We start from the raw sequence: 18,978 nt of genomic DNA, 5'->3' as shown, positions 1-18,978 counted from the left end.
GGGCTCACTTCTTCGTGGAGAGGGCGGGGTGGGAGGCGGGTGCCAGGGCGTGCGCGTAGACGTCGAGCAGGCGTTCGGCGCTGCGCGCGATGTCGTAGTGGCGCACCACGGGCGGCGGGGGCAGGCGGCGGGCGCCTGCCTCCTGCCGTGCGCGGAGCGCGGCCACGAGTTCTTCGGTGCCGGCGCCGATCCGCCGGGCCCCGGGGGCCTGGTCGGCGGGCAGGTCGTCGATGGCGGGGCAGGTGACGTGCAGGACGGGCAGCCCGGCGGCGAGGGCCTCGACCACGGCGAGCCCGAAGGCCTCCTCGCGGGACGGCGACACGAAGACGTCCATCGCCGAGAGCAGGGCCGGGATGCCGGGGGTGCGGCCGTCGGCGCTGTCGCCGAGCGGGTCGCGGGCGCCCAGGAGGTGGATGCGGCTCTCGGCGCCGAGTTCGGCGGCGAGCCGGCGCAGCGCGGCCCGTTCGGGTCCGTCGCCGGCGATGACGAGGTGCGTGCCGGGCAGCGCGGCGACGGCCCGTACGAGCACGTCGAAGCGTTTGCCGGGGACCAGCCGGCCGACCCCGCCGACCACGAACGCGTCCTCGGGGAGGCCGGTGCGGGCGCGGGTGGCGGCGCGCGCGGCCGGGTCGAAGCGGAAGCGGACGGCCTCGATGCCGTTGGGGACCACGTGCACCCGGGCGGCGGGCACGCCCCAGCCGTGCAGCCGGGCGGCGACCGTGTCGGACACGGCGACGGTGGCCGCGCCGAGCCGCTCGCTGGCCAGGTAGAGGGCGCGGACCCCGCCGGTCAGCGGCCGGCCCTCGATCTCGGCCTCGCCGAGGGAGTGCTCGGTGGCCACGGTGGTGCCGACACCGGCGAGGCGTGCGGCGAGCCGCCCGTACACGCAGGCCCGGTAGAGGTGGGTGTGGACGAGGTCGTAGCGGCCGCGGCGGATGAAGGACACCAGCCGGGGCAGGGCGCGCAGGTCCCGGTTGCCCCGCATGTCGAGGTGCGCCACCTCGACCCCGTCGGCGCGCAGTCCGTCGGCGACCGGCCCGGGGTTGGTGAGGGTGACCACGTCGCACTGCATCGGCAGGTGTCGCAGCAGCAGCCGCAGCTGCTGTTCGGCACCGCCGATGCCGAGTCCGGTGATGACGTGCAGGGCTTTCACGCGGCGGCTCCGCGGAGGTACTTCACCCGGTGGCGCAGCTGCTTGACGCGCAGCCGGGCGCCGCCGTCGGCCTCGCTGATGTGGGTGCGGGGCATGGCGTACGGGCCGCCGAGCCGGCCGGGGACGATCGCGCAGGCGTACGCGTACCCGGCGGCGCGGGTGGCGTCGACGACCCGGCGGTCGATGGTCCCGTACGGGTAGCAGAAGCCCTCGGGGGCGGTGCCGGTCAGCTCGCGCAGCCGCTCGCGGCTGCCGGCCAGTTCCTGGCGCAGCACGTCGTCGGGGGCGGCGGTGAGGTCCTGGTGGAGCAGGCCGTGGGAGCCGATCTCGTGGCCGGCGGCGGCGACCTCGCGGATGCCGGCGGCGGTGAGGAGCGGCTTGCGGGGGCCCAGCGGGTCCCAGACGTTGTCTTCGCCGAGCCGGCCGGGCAGCACGAAGAGGGTGGCGGTGGCCTCGTGGCGGCGCAACAGCGGCAGTGCCTGCCCGAGGAAGTCGGTGTAGCCGTCGTCGAAGGTGAGGCCGACGAGCCCGGCGCCGCGGCCGGCGGCGCGGGCCGCCCGCAGTTCGCGTACGGAGACCCCGCGCAGCCCGCGCGAGCGCAGCCACACCAGCTGGGCATCCAGGGTCCGGGGCGTGACGGTGATGCCGTACGGATCCTCGGCGGGGTCGGTGAACTCGGCGACCGAGTGGTACATGAGCACCCACGGGGTCCGGGGGGCTCGGGCGGGGTGCGCGGGCGGGGCGCTGGGGGTCGCCGTGTCAGCGGACATGACGGAACCTCTGGGTGATGTGGGCGGGCAGGGAGGTGATTTCGAGTGCCTGTATGGCCATGCCGGCGGCCCCGAACATGGCGGGCACCAGCAGGCAGCCGAGGGCGGCGCTGAGCAGCGGGTTCGGGATCATCGGTCCGGCGATCCAACCGGTGCCGCAGGCCGCTGCGGCGGCGGCGGAGAGCCGGCAGAGGCTGATGGCGACGCGTCGGACCTGGATGGCGATGACGCGGGTGCCGAGGCCGTGCAGGAGCAGGGCGGCGGTGACGCTGATGCCGGCGGCGTTGGCGGCGGCGATCCCGTAGGTGCCCCACCAGCCCACGGCGAAGGCCCCCGCCACGATGTTCACCACGAGTCCCGCGGCCATGGCGCCCATCGGGAACCAGGTGGGCTTCGTGGTGGAGAAGAAGGGCCGGCTGAGCGCTCCGACCAGGCAGTGGCCGAGGAGTCCGATGGCGTAGACCCGCATCACGCCGGCGGTGGCGAGGGTGTCGGCGTGGGTGAACGCGCCGCGCTCGAAGAGGACTTGGATGATCTGGGGGGCGTAGCCGATGACCATGGCGGTGCCGATGAGGACGGCGAGGGAGGCCAGCGCGAGGTCCTGCTCGACGCGGCGGCGGGCCTTCTCGCGCTCGCCGCCGGCCATCGCCTGCGCGACCACCGGGAAGGTGACGGTGCAGATCATCAGGGAGAGCACCATCGGCATCTGCGCGACCTTCTGCGCGTAGTTGAGGTGCGAGATGGCGCCGGGTTCGAGGGAGGCGGCGAGGAAGCGCTCGACGAGGACCTGGGACTGGCGGCAGACGGCGAAGATGATGACGGGCGCGAGCACGCCGAAGGCGAGCAGGGTGGGCCGGTCCCGGTCGCGTTCGTGGCGGCGGGCGGCCCGGTGTCCGGCCGGGTTGCCGAAGCCGACGTGCCGCAGGAAGCCGGGCAGCTGGACGACGATCATCAGCAGGCCCCCGACGGCCACCCCCGCCGCCGCGGCCCGCACCCCCCACACGCTGTGCAGGGTGAGCATCGTCCCGATGATCCCGACGTTGTACGCGACGTAGATCGCGGCGGGCGGCAGGAAGCTGCGGTGGGCGCGCAGCCCGGCGCTGAAGTATCCGGCGATGCCGAACGTCAGGACGGTCAGGGCGGTCAGCCGGGTGCACTGGACGGCGAGCCCGGGGTCGGGCAGTCCGGGCGCGAGGACGGCGACCACCAGCGGCGCGGCGAGCACCAGGACCACGGCGACGCAGGCGAGTACGACGGCCAGCCTGGGCAGCGTCGCGCCGACGAGGAGCCGTACGGGGTCCTGGGCGCGCGCCTCACGGCGGGTCAGCCCGACCCGCCCGGCCGCCCGCCGGGCCAGCGCGTGGCTGAACGCGGGCACCATGAGCAGCGCCATCGCGTCTTCGATCAGCAGCGTGGACGCCATCTCGGGGACGGTCCACGCGATCAGGAAGGCGTCGCTGTCGTGTCCGGCGCCGAAGAGGTGCGCGATGGTCTGGTCGCGGACCAGGCCGAGGACGGCTCCGGCCACGGTCATCACGGCGGTGACGGCGGCCGCCTTCGCGAGGAACCGCCCGAGCGGTGCCGGTGCCTCCGGCTGCCGCCCGGGCGCGGGGCCCACGGGCGTCGGCGCGCCCGGGCCCGGGGGCCGGCCCAGCTCCTTGAAGGGCAGGACCGGGCCACCGGGCCCGGGGGCCGGCGGTCCGGGCACTCCCGGCGGGCGGCCCGCCCCCGGGACGGGGGTGAGCCCCGCGCCGGGAATCCGGCTGCCCATCGCGGGCGTCGTGTCGGTCACCGCGCGGGAGCCCCTTCGAGGGTGTCGCGGGAGCCGATGGCCCACCAGGCGGCGAGGCCGATGATCACACCGGTGAGGACCGTGGAGGGGCCGCCGATGTCGGCGTACAGGAAGTCGGTGAGCTGCCAGACGAGGAGGCCGATGGCGACCAGTCCGCAGTCCCGCATGCGGCGGCCGGCCGGGTCGGGGGCGGCGAGCCGCCGGAGCCCGGCGACGACCACGGCCGCCCAGCCCCCGGCCAGCGCGGTGAGCCCGATCAGCCCCTGCTCGCTGAGGATCAGCAGGTACATGTTGTGCGGGGAGAGCAGCGGCTGGCGGATGTAGGCCTGGCCCGCGCCGGCGGTGTCGCTGCCGGAGGACAGGCCCAGGCCGGAGTGGCCGTCGCGGTGGGCGGGGAAGCCCTTGAGCCCGACCCCGGCGGCGGGCCGCTCCTGCCACATCGACCCGGCGGCGGCCCACATCGTGTACCGGTCGATGACCGACTGGTCGGGGGCGCTGCCCACCTGGGTGATGCTGGTGAGCCGCTCGGCCATCATCGCGGAGCCGACGCCGAGACCGCCGACGAGCACCACGCCCGCGGCGACCAGCGCGGCCGTCACCTTCAGCGCCCGCCGGACGCCGGCGAGCACCATGATCAGCAGGCCGGCCCCGGCGGTGGCGATCCACGCGCCGCGGCTGAAGGACAGCACCAGCGGCACCACCAGCACCAGCGCGCAGGCCGTCGCGGCGGTGCGCAGCCGGCGCGAGACGGTGCCGTCCGGTGCGAGCGCCACCCCGGCCGCGGCCACCAGGCCGTAGGCCACGACGGTCGCCATGCCCATCACGTCGCCGGGCCCGAAGGTGCCGACGGCGCGGATGTTCTCGCCCTGGTAGGAGGCGCCGGTGTGGGTGGCGTACTGCATGACCCCCACCGCGCCCTGCACCACGGCGAGTACGACGAAGCAGCCCGCGGCCAGCCGGAACTCGCGCGGGTCGCGCACCAGCAGCACCACCGCCGCCGGGACCAGCACGAACACCTGGAGGTACCGCACGAAGCCGGGCAGCGCCGCGTACGGGTCCCCGGCGGTGGCGGTGGCCACCGCCAGTCCCACCGCGGGCAGTCCGAGCACCAGGGCGGCGAGCGGGGTCAGCCGCTGCGCCCGCCCGCGCAGCGCCTGCAGGGCGCACACGCCCACCAGGAGCAGCGAGGCCGCGTCCGCCGGGGTGACCTTGCCGGAGGCGGTGGCGTCGCCGGCGGGCAGCGGCAGCAGCAGGAGCAGGACGGTCGCGGCGAGCGGCAGCAGCGGCCAGTGCCGGCGCAGCGGCCCGGCGCCGGCGGGCGGCGCGAGCGGGGCGGCGGCGGCCGGGGTGGCCGCGCGGGGTGCGGGCGCGAGGGTGCTGCTCATGGTCAGCTGCCTCCCAGCCGGAAGCGGAAGAAGGAGGCCGCGGTGCGGGCCAGGATCCACAGGTCCTGCCAGAGCGACCAGGTGTCGATGTAGTGGTTGTCGAAGCGGGCCCGGTCCTCGATGGAGGTGTCGCCGCGCAGGCCGTTGATCTGGGCGAGCCCGGTGATGCCGACGGGCATCCGGTGACGGGCCTCGTAGCCGGGGTGCACGCTGGTGAACTTCGCGACGAAGAAGGGGCGTTCGGGGCGCGGCCCGACCAGGCTCATGTCACCCCGTACGACGTTCCACAGCTGCGGCAGCTCGTCCAGGGACGACTTGCGCAGGAAGCTGCCGACCGGGCTCATCCGGTGGTCGTTGGCCACGGTCCAGCGGGTCGCGGACTCGTGCTCGTTCTCGGGGCGCAGGGTGCGGAACTTCAGCAGGGTGAAGGGCCGACCGTAGAGGCCGACCCGCTCCTGGCGGAAGATCACGCCCGGGCCGTCGGAGAGCCGGACGGCCAGCGCGCACAGACCCATCACGGGCGCGGCGGCGAGCAGGGCGAGCGCGGCGGCAGCGGCGTCGATCAGCCGCTTGCCGCACCGCTCCAGGGGCCGCGCGGACCGCGGCAGCAGCGGCTGTACGGAGAACCCCCACAGGTGGTCGTGGGGCTGGGCCAGCCGCATCCCGGTGACCTTGGCGGTGCCGGCCGGGTCGGCGAGCCAGAGCCGGCAGCCGTGGTCGTGGAAGAGCCGGACCAGGGCCGCGGTCCGCTCGTCGGCCTCGGGCGGCCGGGTGAACACGGCGTCGCGCACGGAGTTCTGGATGACGGCCCGGCGCACGTCCTCGTGGGTGCCGAGCACCGGCAGCGCCCCGCCGGCCTCGCCGTCCGGGGCGGGTCCCGCGTCCGCGATCCCGACCGGCCGCAGCCCGTACTCGGCGCGGCCGTGGAGCGCCGCGGCGACGGTACGGGCGCCTGCTCCGGGGCCGACCACGAGCGCCGACCGGGGGCGGCGGACCGCGCCGCGGCGGCGCAGCTGGTGGACGGACCCGCGGGCCGCGCACGCCAGTACGACCTGGAGGGCGACGGCGGTGGCGAGCGCGCTCCAGCCGAGCGCCCGGCCGGGATCGACCGCGGCGGCGACGGCCGCCGCGGCGCACCACAGCACCAGCGAACGGCCGAGCAGGGCGGGCAGTTCCAGCAGCGCGGACGGGGAGAGCCGGGGCCGGTAGAGCCCGGCCTGCGCGTGCAGCGCGGCGAGCGCCACCGCGAGCGGACCGGCGGCCTCCGTCGGCCATTCCAGCCCGGGCACGGCCGCCGTCGTCAGTACGGCGGCCAGGGCGTCTGCGGTGACCAGCGGGACCACGAGCGAACGGCGGCGGACCCGCTGAGGGCGCACCGCGGAGCGGGCCAGGTCGGCCTGCGGCCCGCGCGGCGGGTGGATCGAGGTCACCGCGGGCCGGACGGCGGTGCCGCCGGCCGGGACCGCGGCGGGTCCGGTGCCCTTCCTGCCGGTGTGCGGCGCGTGGGCGCTCTCCATGGTCATCGGCTGTCGTGCTCCTCGGTCAAGGGCTGGGGCCGGCCCAGCAGTTCGTGGTACAGGCCGGTGACCGCGGCCGTGGTGCGCCGCACGTCGAATTCCGTCCGTGCGTGCTCCTGGGCCTGACGTCCCAGCGTGTCGAGCAGCCGCGGTTCGGCGAGCAGCCGGCCGAGCGCCTTGGCGAGCGCCGTCGGGTCCTCCGGCGGCACCAGGCACAGCGGCGCCTGGCCGGGCGGCAGGCTCTCGCGGGCGCCGCTGACGTCGGAGACCACGACCGGCCGGCCGCAGGCCATGGCTTCGAGCGGGGCGAGTGCCATGCCCTCCCAACGCGACGGCAGTACAACGAGATCGGCGGCCCGAAGCCACGGCCTGATGTCGGTGGCGGCGCCCGCGAAGAGCACACCGGGCGGGGCCGACCGGCGCAGCCGCTCGCCGTCGGGCCCGTCGCCGACCAGCACCAGCCGGGCGGTGGGGGCGTGCGCGGTGACCTCGGGCCAGGCCCGCAGCAACAGGTCCTGGCCCTTCTGCTGGCACAGCCGCCCGACGCACACGGCGAGCGGCCCCTGCGGGGAGGACTGGGACAGCAGCGGCAGGGCGGCCCGGGCCACGGCCCGCTCCTCGCCGCCGCCCGGCCTGAAGTGTTCGAGGTCGACGCCGTTGCGGACCACGGCCCAGCGGGCGGCGATCCCGGCGGATTCGCCCGCCCGGCGTTCGGACTCGCTGACGCAGAGCACCCGGTCGGCCCAGCGCGCGCCGAACCGCTCCCAGCGCAGCGCGAGCGCCGCGGTCGTGCCGCCCACCGCGTCGAAGGACCAGGCGTGCGGCTGGAAGAGGGTGGGCAGGGAGCCGCGTACGGCGAGCCGGCCGGCCAGGCCCGCCTTGGCGCTGTGCGCGTGCAGCAGCTGCGGGCGGACCCGGCGCACCACCCGGGCCGCGCCGAGCACTTCGGCCGCCAGCCCCGGTCCGGGCGCGCGTCCGGCCCGCCAGACGTGCACTTCGGCGCCGGCCGCGCGGACGGCGGCGGCCAGCGGGCCGCCGGGCGGGCAGCCCACGACGGCGCGCAGCCCTTCCGTGGTCTGGGCGCGGACCAGGTCGATGACGACCCGGGCCACGCCGCCGTCCACGGGCTGCACGAGGTGGAGCACGGTCAGCCGGTCTCCGGCGGACGCGGCCTTGCGATTGTGTGAGTCCGACTGCACGAGGAGTGATCTCCGTACGTTCAGCGGCGCGCGTCTGCCTGTACGAAGAGCACGCCGAGGAAATGGCCCTGGCTTTCGGCCTCGAACCCGAAACTCAGGCTGCGGGCACCGCCGGACAGCGCGGGACTGATGTCGAATACGTCCGCGTCATATCCGAGGCTGTTCACATGTTCGGGCCGACGCTTGAAAGCCGATCGGCCGAATTCTGTGATAGTAGAATTCATCACATCATTGAACGGGTTTTCGGCATCGCTCAGGGCGACCCGGCGACCGCGGTCCGCCGTGACGCCGAATGAGTCGCCGAGGGCCCCGCGGTCCCCGTCGTAACCGACGATCCCGACCCGGCCCGAGCCGCCGGCGGGCACGTTCATCCCGTCGAGCTTCACCGTGAGCCCGGCCGGCCCGGCGGCCGCCGCCTTGTCCGCCTCGTCCGCCCCCTTGTCGGCGAGCGCCTCGAAGCCGTCCCACAGCGACAGCTCCCGCAGCGGCTCCTTCTCGTGCTCGTAGGCGGCGACGAGGGTCCAGCCGCCCCAGGCGCCGACCTCCGACTGCCCCATGGCGATGTTCAGCTGGGCGACCGTCCACATCCCCGCACCGCGGGCACTGACCATCTCCGTCACGTCGGCGGAGGCCTGGTAGGCATCGCTGCCGTCGGCCGTACGGTGGCCGATCCGGGTGTCGGCCAGGACCTCCTTGTACTCGCCGCCGGGTTCCGCGATCAGCACCCGCCCGTTGTCCTCCGGCGGCTTCTGCTCCCCCACCCGCAGGTTCCCGCCCCAGTACAGCCGCGCGTACGTCACCCGCGCCCCGGCCGGCACCCGCAGTTCGGCGCCGGTGGAGTTGTACGTGTTCGGGTCGCGGTCGAGGTCGCTGTAGAACATGTCGAAGTCGCTGTTGATCCCCGCCGCGCCCTGCTTGACCTCGCGGCAGGTGCGCGAGTCCTGGTCGGCGCGCCGGCCGCAGCTGATGCCCGAGTTGGAGGCACGGACCAGCCCGCCGTGCTGCACGGCGTGGTAGCGCTGCATGAAGGGAATGCGGGGGAATTCCGTCTGGCCGGCCGCTGCCGGAGCGGCTGCCCCGGCGGTCGGAAGTGCCATCGAAACCCCCAGACACGACACCGCGACAAGAGCACGGAAGGCCGTACGCCCGGTCGACTTCGCAGCCTTCGGCATGACCCGGTCTCCAATTTCGATCAAGGCGTCAAAACAGGAGTGCACTTTGTCAGAAATCGGGGTGGAAATCACGCCGGACTCGCGCGTACGGCCTTTTGGGCGATCGTGCGCACCCTTGCGGATGGAGGGTCGTTATGGGGGTGCACCATTGTTCGAACCGAAAGGAAATACGGAGATGAAGAAGAGGCTCATCCGCGGCACCACGATGGCGGTCGCCAGCGCTGCGGTGCTGATGGGCGGCGCGGGCCTGGCCTCCGCCCACGGCGGAAGCGGCGCCAGCGCCGAGGGCGTCGCCGCGGGTTCTCCGGGCGTCCTGAGCGGCAACCTGCTCCAGGTTCCGGTGCACATCCCCGTGAACGTGTGTGGCAACACCGTCAACGTGATCGGTTTCCTGAACCCCGCGTTCGGCAACACCTGCGTCAACAACTAACCCTGCCGCCAAGGGCAGTTGAGGCGCCCGGCCCGCGTGCTCACACGCGCCGGGCGCCTACCTGTCGGCACGGCCAATCGGGTGAACACGCGCAACCGAAACATGGGCCGGGCAGTTGATCCGGTCGCACCTGTTACCGGGCAATCTTGCAGAAAAGGGACGACAGTGATCAAGAAGATGATGGCCACGGCGGCAGTCGCGGCTTCCGTCGTGGGCATGGGCGCGACGCAGGCCATGGCCATCGGGAACGACAACGGGGTCAACACCGTCAACGGCAACGGCGCCTCCCAGGTCTACGGCAACCAGGCCACGTACGGGAACATGAGCCCGCAGATGGCGCTCATCCAGGGCTCGCTCAACAAGCCCTGCATCGCGCTGCCCGCGAAGGCCAACCTCCAGGGCCTCGTCGGCCTCGCCGCGGTCGGCGTCCTCCAGGACGTCCCGATCCTGTCAGCCCCGCAGAACCAGCAGTGCACCGAGAACTCGACCCAGGCCAAGGGCGACGAGCCGCTCTCGCACATCCTGGACAACATCCCGATCCTCTCGGGCAACGTCTCCGCCGGCAGCTGAGCCACCGGCCCCTCGCACACGAGGCCGCCGCACCCTTCGCGGGTCGCGGCGGCCTCGTCGTCGTCAGAGGCGCGTTCGCAGCCTCTTCAATTCCACTCGCAAAAGATCACGAAAAACCGTTTCGGAACCTCCTGAATTCACGCTTCTGTGCATTGGAGTGAATTCCGGGACACTCCCCGAAAACCTCCGGTTTCTTTTTCCGGACCGACTCGTTACTCATACTGCAGCGGCGTTGACGGACAGGAAACTGTGTGCGCAGCGCGAGGGTCGTGTATGCGGCGTACGCCTCTGCGGGAAGGATTTAAAGAAAATGAAGTACACGAAGGCAGCCGCTGTTACGGCCGGTGTTCTGATGGCGGCCGGCGCGGCCACCCCCGCCATGGCCGACTCCGAGGCCCTCGGCAAGGCCGCCCACTCCCCCGGCGTCCTCTCCGGCAACCTGCTCCAGGTCCCGGTGCACGTCCCGGTGAACATCTGCGGCAACACCGTCAACGTGATCGCGCTGCTGAACCCCACGTTCGGCAACGTCTGCGTCAACGACTGACGCAGCGACGCGTCCGCGCCCGCAAGCGCAAACCTCCTCGGGGTGGCCTCGGAGTGCACGGCGGTGCACTCCGAGGCCACCTTGAATTCCATCGCCGGCCAAGGAGCCGGCAGACAGGGAAGGACCCATGCGACAGGTACTGAGCCGACAGGTGCTGAGCAAGGGGATGCTCACGGCCGCGGCCGCGTCGAGTCTGCTGTCACTCGGGGCGGGCGCCGCGTACGCGCACCCCGGCACCACGGCCGAGGCCTCGCACTCACCGGGCGTCCTGTCCGGCAACAGCGTCTCGGTACCGGTCACGCTGTCTCCGAACGTCTGCGGCAACAGCGTGGACGGCGCCGGGGCGCTGAACCCGGCGATGGGCAACGAGTGCGCGCAGGTGACGTCCCACGCACCGCGCGGCTACGGCCAGGGCTACGACTACGAGCGCTACCTGGAACCGGGCACCGCCCGGGACTACGAGCGCTACCTCGAAGACCGCTACGAGCCCCGGCACGCCCAGCCCCGGCACCACGGTGACGACGAGGACGGGTACGACCGGCCGCGCGGGCACGGACCCGGGCCCGGCTACGGAGCGGAGGAAGAGGAGTGCGACGACCACGCGCCGCCCGCCCCGCGCCCCCGCCCGCAGCACGCCAAGCCCGCTCCCGCGCCGCACGAGGCACCGCCCGCGCCGGTGCACAAGCCCAAGCCCCGGCACGCCAAGCCGGCCCCGAAGCCGCAGCCCCACCCGCACGCCAAGCCGAAGCCGAAGCCGGTACCGGTGGTCCACGAGGCCCCGGCGCCCATCCCGGCCCCGGTCCCCGTCCCGGCCCCCGTCCCCGTCCCCGAGCCGGTCCACGAGGCCACCACCCTTCCGGCGCCGGCACCCGCCCCCGTGCCGCTCCCCGCTCCCGCGCCGGAGGCCGTGGTCCCGGCTCCCGCACCCGCACCGGAGGTGCCCGAGCCGCGTCCCCGCCTCGGCCACGAGGAGGTGGTCCCGGCCGCCCCGGCCGCGCCCGCCCCCGCTCCGGAGGCACCCGCCCCGGTGGCTCCGGCTCCGGCAGCTCCCGCTCCCGCGGCTCCGGCCGGGCCGGAGGCCGACCAGCCCCCGGCCAACCCGATGGACGACCGGCCGGTGGACGTCTCCCTGCCGCCCGCCCCGGCGCCCGTGACCGGCGGCCCGGCCGTCACCCCGCTCCCGGCCCCCGCACCCGCTCCGGCACCCCGGCCGGCGGCGGACGTCCCCGTACTCGCCGAGACCGGTGCGGGCGATCCCCTCACCGCGGCGGCTTTCGGGGCGGCCATGCTGCTCGGCGGGGCGGTCCTGTACCGCCGTTCCCGCGCTTCCTGAAAAGAAATTCGAAACCCGAGTTGACGCTGGACGTTTGATCGGAAGAACGGCCATCCGAAGAACGGCCGGAGAATCCCGTGCGCGGATTCTCCGGCCGTTCGTCATTCCTGGTGCCGCAAGAAAGCCCGGGGCTCGGAGTTTCCGCACCGGAGGGCAATCGTTACCCAGGGCGGAAGCGGCGCGAGGGTCGCCGCCGGGAGAAAGGGATTCGCAATGAAGTTCTCGAAGGCCGCCGCTGTCGTCGCAGGTTCGGTGGCCGTGCTCGGAGCCGCCGCCCCCGCCTTCGCCGTCGACAGCGTGCCCATGAGCCTGAACGGCGGGGCGTTCCAAGTGGTCGACGCCCAGGCCCCGCTCACCCAGAACCTCAGCACGCACCTCGTCAACGCGCTCGACGAGCAGGGCGCGGCCGTGGGCACGGCCGTCGGCACCGTCCAGGACGTCAACCAGGCGAAGAACAACCTGCCGGCCGAGGCCCTCAAGACGGGCAACGCCCTCACCCAGGCCACGCCGCTGCTGGGCGGTGTGCACCTCAACGGCGGTCACTGACCGCCTGTCCGTCCCCCCGCCGGCCGTCCCCCGGCCGAGCCGCCCGCAGCCGTCCGCGCCTCCACCCCCCGGAGGCGCGGACGGCTTTCGCCTGCCGGGCACGGGACGGCCGTACGCGCGAAGGCCCCGTACGAAGGCTCGCACCAGGGGCTCCGCGCAGAGGACCCCGTACACACGACTGTGGCGCCGCCGGCCGGAGCCGACGGCGCCACAGAGTGCGCTGGACCGAGATCAGTCGTTGACGCAGGTGTTGCCGAACGCCGGGTTCAGCGCCGCGATGATGTTGACCGTGTTGCCGCAGACGTTCACCGGGATGTGGACCGGAACCTGGAGCAGGTTGCCGGAGAGGACACCGGGAGAGCCCACGGCAGCGCCCTCGGCCTTGGAGTCGGCGACGGCAGTGCCGGCAGCCGCGCCCGCGGCGAGACCGGCGGTGGCCAGGACCAGGGCGGCCTTCTTGGCAGAGTTCATGGGAAGCGCACCTTCTGTTCGACGTTCCGCCCCTGATCCGGGGCTCACACCGAGCGAAACGCTCCAGTCTGCCGGAACGACACGGGCCCGGCCGCGATCAGACCTGTTCAGCGCAATAGTCGTAACTGTGGCACCGCACCGCGCTACGGAAGAGCCGGCAGCTCCGGGAGCTCCGGCACCTCGGGGAGGGCCGGTGTCTCCGGCACCGCCGCGGCCGGCGGGACCTCGGCGGCGGGCGGCAGCTTCGGCAGCTCCACCGGGGGCAGCGCGGGAAGCTTGGGGAGCTCCGGCAGCGAGGGGACGGCCGGCAGCGCGGGCAGGGACGGCAGGGCGGGCAGTGCGGGCAGGGCCGGCAGCTTGATGCCGCCGAGCAGCCCGCTCAGGGACTTCAGGAGTCCGTCGAGGGTCTGGGTGAGGGTGCCCAGGAGGTCCTCGATCGGCCCGGCCCGCTCGGCGGTCTGCTGCCGGTCGATCTGACGGTCGATCTCCTGCTGGACCGACACGATCCGTTTGGTCAGGGCCGCGGCGCCGGGGGCGGCCCCGTCGCCGTCGAGGGCGCTCGCGGGGGCGGCCGCGCCGAAGAGTATGGCGGCGCAGAGGGCCGACGGAACGAGGACGCGAGACGCCTTCTTGCGGTGCATGGATGTTCCTTCGCGTGGTCGTGCGGGACCGGTCGGCCCCTTACCCACGGTGTGAACTGGTGCTACGGAGCGCAACAGGAGTGGGGGCGCTCCGGGCGCCTCCCGCACCTCTGCGCGAGGCCCGTACGGGCGGGCCCGGTCCGGCGGCGACTGAGGACCGGGGGCGCCCGGCGCTCAATATGAAAAGCTCCGCGCGCGCGGGCCGTTTGAGTGAAGCAGGAGAACCAACCCCCTGACGCGCCAGTTGATCAGGGCGCTCCACTAGCGGGCACTCGTGCGACAAAAGGACCAATCAAATGCTCAAGAAGATCATGGCCACCGCCGCGGTCACCGCTTCCGTGCTCGGCACGGGCGCCGCCATGGCCTCCCCGGCAATGGCGATCGGCAACGACAACGGGGTCAACACCGTCAACGGCAACGGTGCCTCCCAGGTCTACGGCAACCAGAAGACCCACGGCGACATGAGCCCGCAGCTCAGCGTGATCCAGGGCACCCTGAACAAGCCCTGCATCGGTCTCCCCGCGAAGCTCAACCTCCAGGGCCTCGTCGGCGCCGCCGCCGTCGGCCTCGTGCAGGACGTCCCGATCCTGTCCGCGCCGCAGAACCAGCAGTGCACCGAGAACTCGACCCAGGCCAAGGGCGACGAGCCGCTCTCGCACATCCTGAGCAACATCCCGGTCCTCTCGGGCAACCTCTCTTCCGGCAGCTGACCTCCGCCCCTCCTTCCGGTCCGGGCCCGCTGGTGCCCGTGGAGCGATGGAAAGGACCCCGGCAGCTTCCAGCTGCCGGGGTCCCGCGCTGTCCGGGTCACGAGGTCCAGAAGTCCCACCAGCGGGTGAGGATGAGCATCCCGATCACCCCGAGGTGCAGCACCGGCGGCACCCACGGGAACTCGCCCAGGAAGGACCGCAGCCACCGCGGAGCCGGCAGCGTCCCGGCGGCGACGTTGCGCGCGGTGGTCGCCCAGAACATGACGAGGGTCGCCGTCCAGGCCAGGCAGCACCACAGGCACAGGGCGTTGATCTCGTACAGGGACTGCTGCATCAGCCAGGTGCAGAAGCCGACGCCGAAGACCTGACCGGCGTTCAGACCCAGCCAGAACCAGCCCCGGTGGCGGCCGCCCGCCAGCAGGCCGGCGCCGACGCAGACCACGACCGCGTACGCCACCAGCCCGAGCATCGGGTTGGGGAAGCCGAAGGCCTCCGCCTGCTCGCTCTTCATGACGCTGCCGCAGGAGACCACCGGGTTGAGGCTGCACGCCGGCTTGAAGTCCGGGTCCTCCAGCAGGAGGAACTTGTCGAGGGTGATCACCCAGGAGGCGAGCAGGCCCGCCGCGCCGGTGACCACCAGCAGCCAGGCGAAAGCCCGGGAGGCCCCGGCCGGTTCGTTCTCGGGTCGGATGCGGGGGCGGCCCTGTTGCCGGGGGATCGCCTCGCCCGCTGTGTTCGTTGCCATGGCCGCACCATACCCCCGCATAACCGTTGAGAACGGGGCCAATCCCCGTACGCTGGAGCCACGTTGACGCGAAGTGGTACGGATGTGGCATGGACCGAGTAGACGCCCTGACGGACGTGGCAGGACTGCGGGTGGGGCACGCACGGCTGGCCCGTGCGGGCGCGCTCACCGGGACCACGGTGGTGCTGGCCCCCGAGGGCGGGGCGGTCGCGGCCGTCGACGTGCGCGGCGGCGGCCCCGGGACCCGCGAGACCGACGCGCTGGATCCGCGCAACGTCGTACGGCGGATCGACGCCGTGGTGCTGACCGGCGGGAGCGCTTTCGGGCTGGACGCCGCCTCGGGGGTGGCGGCCTGGCTGGAGGAGCAGGGCCGCGGGGTGCGGGTGGGGCCGGACCCGCACCAGGTGGTGCCCGTGGTGCCGGCCGCCTGCCTCTTCGACCTCGGGCGCGGCGGCGACTGGCGGGCCCGGCCGGACGCCGCGCTGGGCCGGGCGGCGGTGCGGGCCGCCGCGGACTCGGCGGCCGGCGCGGCGGTGGCCCAGGGCAACGTGGGCGCGGGCACCGGGGCGGTCGCCGGCGGGCTCCGGGGCGGTCTGGGCACGGCGAGCGTGCTGCTGGAGTCGGGGGCGACGGTCGGCGCGCTGGTGGTGGTCAACGCCGTGGGCTCGGTGCTGGATCCGCTGACGGGCGCGCTGTACGGGAGCCTGTTCGCGGGCCGGCTCCGGCACCCACAGCCCGCCGCGCACGAGGCCGCCGTACGACGCCTGGAACGGGCGCGCGAGCAGACGTCGGGGCGCACGGCCGGGTCGGTGCGCCCACCACTCAACACCACCCTCGCGGTGGTCGCCACGGACGTGCTGCTCGACAAGGCGCAGGCGCAGAAGCTCGCCGGGACGGCGCACGACGGGCTGGCGCGCGCCGTGCGGCCGGTGCACCTGCTGAACGACGGGGACACGGTGTTCGCGCTGTCCGCGGGCCGCCTTCCGATGGCCGGCCTCGACGCCTTCAACGCCGTGCTGGCGGCCGGTGCGGACGCTGTGACCAGGGCGGTGGTGAAGGCGGTACTGGCGGCGCGCGGCGTCGACGGGCCCGGCGGGGTGTTCCCCGCGTACCGGGATCTGTACGGGGAGATGTACGGAGATGTCTACTGATCCGTGCGGCAAGGGAGTCGGGCGGCGGCCACGATTTCCGGCGGGAACCTTCTCCGGACGCGGCACGTTTTTCAGAACCCCGGACGCGATGTCAGACCCAGGGGCTACGTTGAGCTTCCGTGAAGTAACTAGCTGCGACGGCCTGGAGACCCACCTTGAGCGATCCGTACGAGACAACCGAGGCGCACCTCGACCGACTCCTGGGCCGCGCCCTCAACTCCTTCGACCTGCCCGACCGGCTGGTCGAGCGCCTCGGCTCGGCGCTCGCCCACAGTTCTTCGCTGTACTCCTCGCACCACAGCTCGATCACGGGGCTGGAGCGTGAGACCTTCCGGCACACCTACCTGCTCGCCGACGGGGAGGCGGTGTCCCTGTGGGAGCTGGCCTACCGGTCGGCGGGGCCGGACCCGCTGCGGCACGAGGTCTTCGGCGCCAAGGCGGAGCTGTCCCTCGCCCTGAACCGGCTGTTCGGCGACGAATTCGACGCGCCCGCGGCGGAGCTGGAGTTCCACGGCGGGCTGGACGAGGACGACCCCGAGCACGACATAGCGGTGCTCGGCGCGCTGTTCGCCCGCGAGGCGGCGGTGCCCGAGCAGCGGCGGGTGTACGCGGTGGACGACTCGGCGGACCACGCCCGCCGGGTGCTGCGGCGCGCGGAGAACGCGGACCGGCCCGGCGCGGACACGGCGCGGCTGCTGCGGTCGGCGTACGCCCACCAGATCACCCAGGCGTTCGGCGGGCGGCAGTGCCTGGCGGACGGCCGGGGCGCCGGATTCACCCTGTACGAGCACGCGTTCGTCCTGATGGACGGGCGGGAGGTCAGCCTGTGGGAGGTCGAGCACACGGCCACCCCGGACGGCCGCCACATGTGCGAGGTGTACGCGGCCGAGGCGGCCGCCCGCGAGGCGATGGAGCTGCGCGCCCGGGTGCGCTGACGGCGGGCCGGGTCGCCCGGCCCGAACGCCCCGATCGGCTGTGACCGCCCCGGGTCGCCCTGATCGGCCCTGCCGCCCTGGCCGCTGTCCGGGCGGTGGCCGGGTCAGGGGGTGGCCGGGTCGGTCAGGGTGAGGTGCAGGGGCAGGTCGCCGGTGATGCGCACCGCTGCGGGGCGCAGGTCGGCCGGGGCGGGCATGGCGCTGCCCGGCAGCTGGACGGCCGCCGCGCCGTGCGCGAGGGCCGCGGCCAGGGCGTCGGGCCCCACGGCTTCCCCGGAGCGCGCGGCGATCAGGAAGCCGGCCAGTGCCGCGTCCCCCGCGCCGACGTTGCTGCGCACGGCCGGGGCCGGGGCCGTGCCGTAGTAGGTGCCGGCCGGGCCGACCAGGAGCTGGCCGTCGGCGCCGAGGCTCGCCAGGACCGTCCGGGCGCCGCGCTCGCGCAGTTCCCGGGCCGCTTCCAGCACGTCGCCGACCGTGGCCAGGGGGCGGCCCACGGCGGCCGCGAGTTCGGAGGCGTTCGGCTTGACCAGGTCGGGGCGTGCTTCGAGGGCGGCGAGCAGCGCGGGGCCCGAGGTGTCGAGCGCGATCCTGGCGCCCGCCGCGTGGACGGCTTCGGCCACGCCCGCGTACCAGTCCGGGCCGAGGCCGCGCGGCAGGCTGCCGCAGCAGGCGACCCACCGGGCGGCGCCGGCCTGGGTGTGGACGGTGGACAGCAGCAGGGCGGACTCGGCGGGGGTGAGTTCGGGACCGGCCGCGTTGATCTTCGTGAGGGTGCCGTCGGGTTCGGCCACGGCGATGTTGGTGCGGGTGGCGCCGGCGATCGAGACGGCCGTGACGTCGACGCCCAGCCCGCCGAGGAGTTCGGCCATCAGGGCGCCGGCGGCGCCGCCGAGCGGGAGGACCGCGGTGGTGCTGCGGCCCGCGGCGGCGACCGCGCGGGAGACGTTCACGCCCTTGCCGCCGGGGTCGACCCGGTCTGAGGGGGCGCGCAGCACCGCGCCCCGCCGCAGGGCGGGCACCTCGTACGTCCGGTCGAGCGACGGGTTGGGGGTGACGGTGAGGATCATGCGCGCACGACTTCCGTACCGGCGGCCTCGATGGCCGCCTGCTGGGCGCGGGCGAGCCCCGCGTCGGTGATGAGCAGGTCGATCTCGGCGAAGGCGGCGAAGCGGGCGAAGTGTTCCTGCCCGGCCTTCGCGGAGTCGGCGAGGAGGACCACCCGCCGGGCGGCGGCGACCGCGGCCCGTTTGACGGCGGCTTCGGCGAGGTCGGGGGTGGTCAGGCCGCCTTCGGGGGTGAAACCGTTGGTGGCGAGGAAGAGGACGTCCGCGCGGATCTCGGCGTAGGCGCGCAGGGCCCAGGCGTCGACGGCGGCGCGGGTGCGGTGCCGGACGCGGCCGCCGACCAGGTGCAGGTCGATGCCCATGTGGTCGGAGAGGCGGGCGGCCACGGGCAGGGCGTGGGTGACGACGGTGAGCGCGCGGTCCACCGGGATCCGGGCGGCGAGGCGGGCGACGGTGCTGCCGGCGTCGAGGATGACGCTGCCGGCGGCGGGCAGCTCGGCGAGGGCGGCGGCCGCGATGCGGTCCTTCTCGTCGGCGGCGGTGGCCTCGCGCTCGGTGAGGTCCGGTTCGAAGTCGAGGCGGCCGGCCGGTATGGCGCCGCCGTGCACCCGGCGGACGAGTCCGGCGCGGTCGAGGGCCTTCAGGTCGCGGCGTACGGTCTCCGCGGTGACCTGGAACTCCTCGGCGAGGGAGAGCACGTCGACCCGGCCGGCGTCGCGGGCGAGGCGGACGATGTGCTGCTGGCGCTCCGGTGCGTACATGTGGGTTTACGTCCGTTCGGTGCCCGAACTTGTGGTTCCGGCACCACCTTACGTCCGCAATAGTCCGAAAAAGGAAACGGACATACCCG

Annotated in this window: 20 protein-coding genes; 8 read left to right on the top strand and 12 right to left on the bottom strand. The window is 74.1% G+C overall.

The genetic code is table 11. The features are described 5' to 3' along the window. Window positions 1–4: 4 nt before the first annotated feature. From OG764_RS21265 to OG764_RS21235, 7 genes are read right to left on the bottom strand one after another with little or no spacing between them, the layout of a single operon-like run. Entirely contained in the window at window positions 5–1,153 is a 1,149-nt protein-coding gene (locus OG764_RS21265; RefSeq protein WP_328970006.1) for a glycosyltransferase, read from the bottom strand. Beyond that, on the bottom strand, window positions 1,150–1,923 hold the full coding sequence (locus tag OG764_RS21260; RefSeq protein WP_328970005.1) for a polysaccharide deacetylase family protein: 774 nt from the start codon (window positions 1,921–1,923) through the stop codon (window positions 1,150–1,152). Before OG764_RS21260 ends, OG764_RS21265 begins: the two co-directional genes overlap by 4 nt. Beyond that, window positions 1,913–3,715 carry a murein biosynthesis integral membrane protein MurJ gene (murJ, locus tag OG764_RS21255; protein WP_328970004.1) on the bottom strand — a complete coding sequence of 601 codons (1,803 nt, stop codon included), beginning with the start codon at window positions 3,713–3,715 and terminating at the stop codon, window positions 1,913–1,915. The genes OG764_RS21260 and murJ overlap by 11 nt, the downstream gene beginning before the upstream one ends. Beyond that, window positions 3,712–5,100, bottom strand: coding sequence for an O-antigen ligase family protein (locus tag OG764_RS21250; protein WP_328970003.1), 1,389 nt, complete (start codon window positions 5,098–5,100; stop codon window positions 3,712–3,714). The genes murJ and OG764_RS21250 overlap by 4 nt, the downstream gene beginning before the upstream one ends. 2 nt (window positions 5,101–5,102) lie before the next feature. Further along, window positions 5,103–6,623: a sugar transferase gene (locus tag OG764_RS21245; RefSeq protein ID WP_328970002.1), complete on the bottom strand. Its 1,521-nt coding sequence runs from the start codon at window positions 6,621–6,623 to the stop codon at window positions 5,103–5,105. Beyond that, window positions 6,620–7,816: a glycosyltransferase family 4 protein gene (locus OG764_RS21240; RefSeq protein ID WP_328970001.1), complete on the bottom strand. Its 1,197-nt coding sequence runs from the start codon at window positions 7,814–7,816 to the stop codon at window positions 6,620–6,622. Before OG764_RS21240 ends, OG764_RS21245 begins: the two co-directional genes overlap by 4 nt. A gap of 20 nt (window positions 7,817–7,836) precedes the next feature. Continuing rightward, on the bottom strand, window positions 7,837–8,913 hold the full coding sequence (locus tag OG764_RS21235) for a DUF3344 domain-containing protein (protein ID WP_328970000.1): 1,077 nt from the start codon (window positions 8,911–8,913) through the stop codon (window positions 7,837–7,839). A gap of 250 nt (window positions 8,914–9,163) precedes the next feature. Here OG764_RS21235 and OG764_RS21230 point away from each other — a divergent pair, with 250 nt between their 5' ends. From OG764_RS21230 to OG764_RS21210, 5 genes are all read left to right on the top strand, one after another. Beyond that, window positions 9,164–9,418 carry a chaplin gene (locus OG764_RS21230; protein WP_328969999.1) on the top strand — a complete coding sequence of 85 codons (255 nt, stop codon included), beginning with the start codon at window positions 9,164–9,166 and terminating at the stop codon, window positions 9,416–9,418. A gap of 165 nt (window positions 9,419–9,583) precedes the next feature. Continuing rightward, window positions 9,584–9,988: a rodlin gene (locus tag OG764_RS21225; protein ID WP_328969998.1), complete on the top strand. Its 405-nt coding sequence runs from the start codon at window positions 9,584–9,586 to the stop codon at window positions 9,986–9,988. A gap of 310 nt (window positions 9,989–10,298) precedes the next feature. Continuing rightward, window positions 10,299–10,532 carry a chaplin gene (locus OG764_RS21220; protein WP_328969997.1) on the top strand — a complete coding sequence of 78 codons (234 nt, stop codon included), beginning with the start codon at window positions 10,299–10,301 and terminating at the stop codon, window positions 10,530–10,532. Window positions 10,533–10,659: 127 nt separating this feature from the next. Next, entirely contained in the window at window positions 10,660–11,865 is a 1,206-nt protein-coding gene (locus OG764_RS21215; protein ID WP_328969996.1) for a chaplin, read from the top strand. Window positions 11,866–12,078: 213 nt separating this feature from the next. Further along, window positions 12,079–12,411: a hypothetical protein gene (locus tag OG764_RS21210; RefSeq protein WP_328969995.1), complete on the top strand. Its 333-nt coding sequence runs from the start codon at window positions 12,079–12,081 to the stop codon at window positions 12,409–12,411. Window positions 12,412–12,642: 231 nt separating this feature from the next. Here OG764_RS21210 and OG764_RS21205 read toward each other — a convergent pair whose 3' ends face one another. Both OG764_RS21205 and OG764_RS21200 read right to left on the bottom strand, forming a co-directional pair. Then, window positions 12,643–12,882, bottom strand: a complete 240-nt coding sequence (locus OG764_RS21205; protein WP_328969994.1) for a chaplin — start codon at window positions 12,880–12,882, stop codon at window positions 12,643–12,645. Between the two features lie 143 nt (window positions 12,883–13,025). Continuing rightward, window positions 13,026–13,523: a hypothetical protein gene (locus tag OG764_RS21200; RefSeq protein ID WP_328969993.1), complete on the bottom strand. Its 498-nt coding sequence runs from the start codon at window positions 13,521–13,523 to the stop codon at window positions 13,026–13,028. Window positions 13,524–13,819: 296 nt separating this feature from the next. Between OG764_RS21200 and OG764_RS21195 the strand changes: the two genes are divergently transcribed. Further along, entirely contained in the window at window positions 13,820–14,233 is a 414-nt protein-coding gene (locus tag OG764_RS21195) for a rodlin (RefSeq protein ID WP_328969992.1), read from the top strand. Window positions 14,234–14,330: 97 nt separating this feature from the next. Here the strand turns inward: OG764_RS21195 and OG764_RS21190 are convergent, their stop codons facing one another. After that, on the bottom strand, window positions 14,331–14,978 hold the full coding sequence (locus OG764_RS21190) for a vitamin K epoxide reductase family protein (RefSeq protein WP_328969991.1): 648 nt from the start codon (window positions 14,976–14,978) through the stop codon (window positions 14,331–14,333). Window positions 14,979–15,067: 89 nt separating this feature from the next. Between OG764_RS21190 and OG764_RS21185 the strand changes: the two genes are divergently transcribed. Both OG764_RS21185 and OG764_RS21180 read left to right on the top strand, forming a co-directional pair. Further along, window positions 15,068–16,129 carry a P1 family peptidase gene (locus OG764_RS21185; RefSeq protein ID WP_328969990.1) on the top strand — a complete coding sequence of 354 codons (1,062 nt, stop codon included), beginning with the start codon at window positions 15,068–15,070 and terminating at the stop codon, window positions 16,127–16,129. A gap of 155 nt (window positions 16,130–16,284) precedes the next feature. Further along, window positions 16,285–17,064 (top strand): DUF6227 family protein, encoded by a 780-nt coding sequence (locus OG764_RS21180; RefSeq protein ID WP_328969989.1) that lies wholly within the window; start codon window positions 16,285–16,287, stop codon window positions 17,062–17,064. 104 nt (window positions 17,065–17,168) lie between these two features. Here OG764_RS21180 and pfkB read toward each other — a convergent pair whose 3' ends face one another. Together pfkB and OG764_RS21170 are read right to left on the bottom strand one after the other, a co-directional pair. Then, window positions 17,169–18,131 (bottom strand): 1-phosphofructokinase, encoded by a 963-nt coding sequence (gene pfkB, locus OG764_RS21175; RefSeq protein ID WP_328969988.1) that lies wholly within the window; start codon window positions 18,129–18,131, stop codon window positions 17,169–17,171. Next, entirely contained in the window at window positions 18,128–18,889 is a 762-nt protein-coding gene (locus OG764_RS21170) for a DeoR/GlpR family DNA-binding transcription regulator (protein WP_328969987.1), read from the bottom strand. The genes pfkB and OG764_RS21170 overlap by 4 nt, the downstream gene beginning before the upstream one ends. Window positions 18,890–18,978: the final 89 nt, after the last annotated feature.

It is taken from the genome of Streptomyces sp. NBC_00239, assembly GCF_036194065.1.
Taxonomy (GTDB): Bacteria; Actinomycetota; Actinomycetes; order Streptomycetales; family Streptomycetaceae; genus Streptomyces.
Note: the sequence above shows the minus strand (reverse complement) of the source record. Positions and strands in the feature narration are given on the sequence as shown.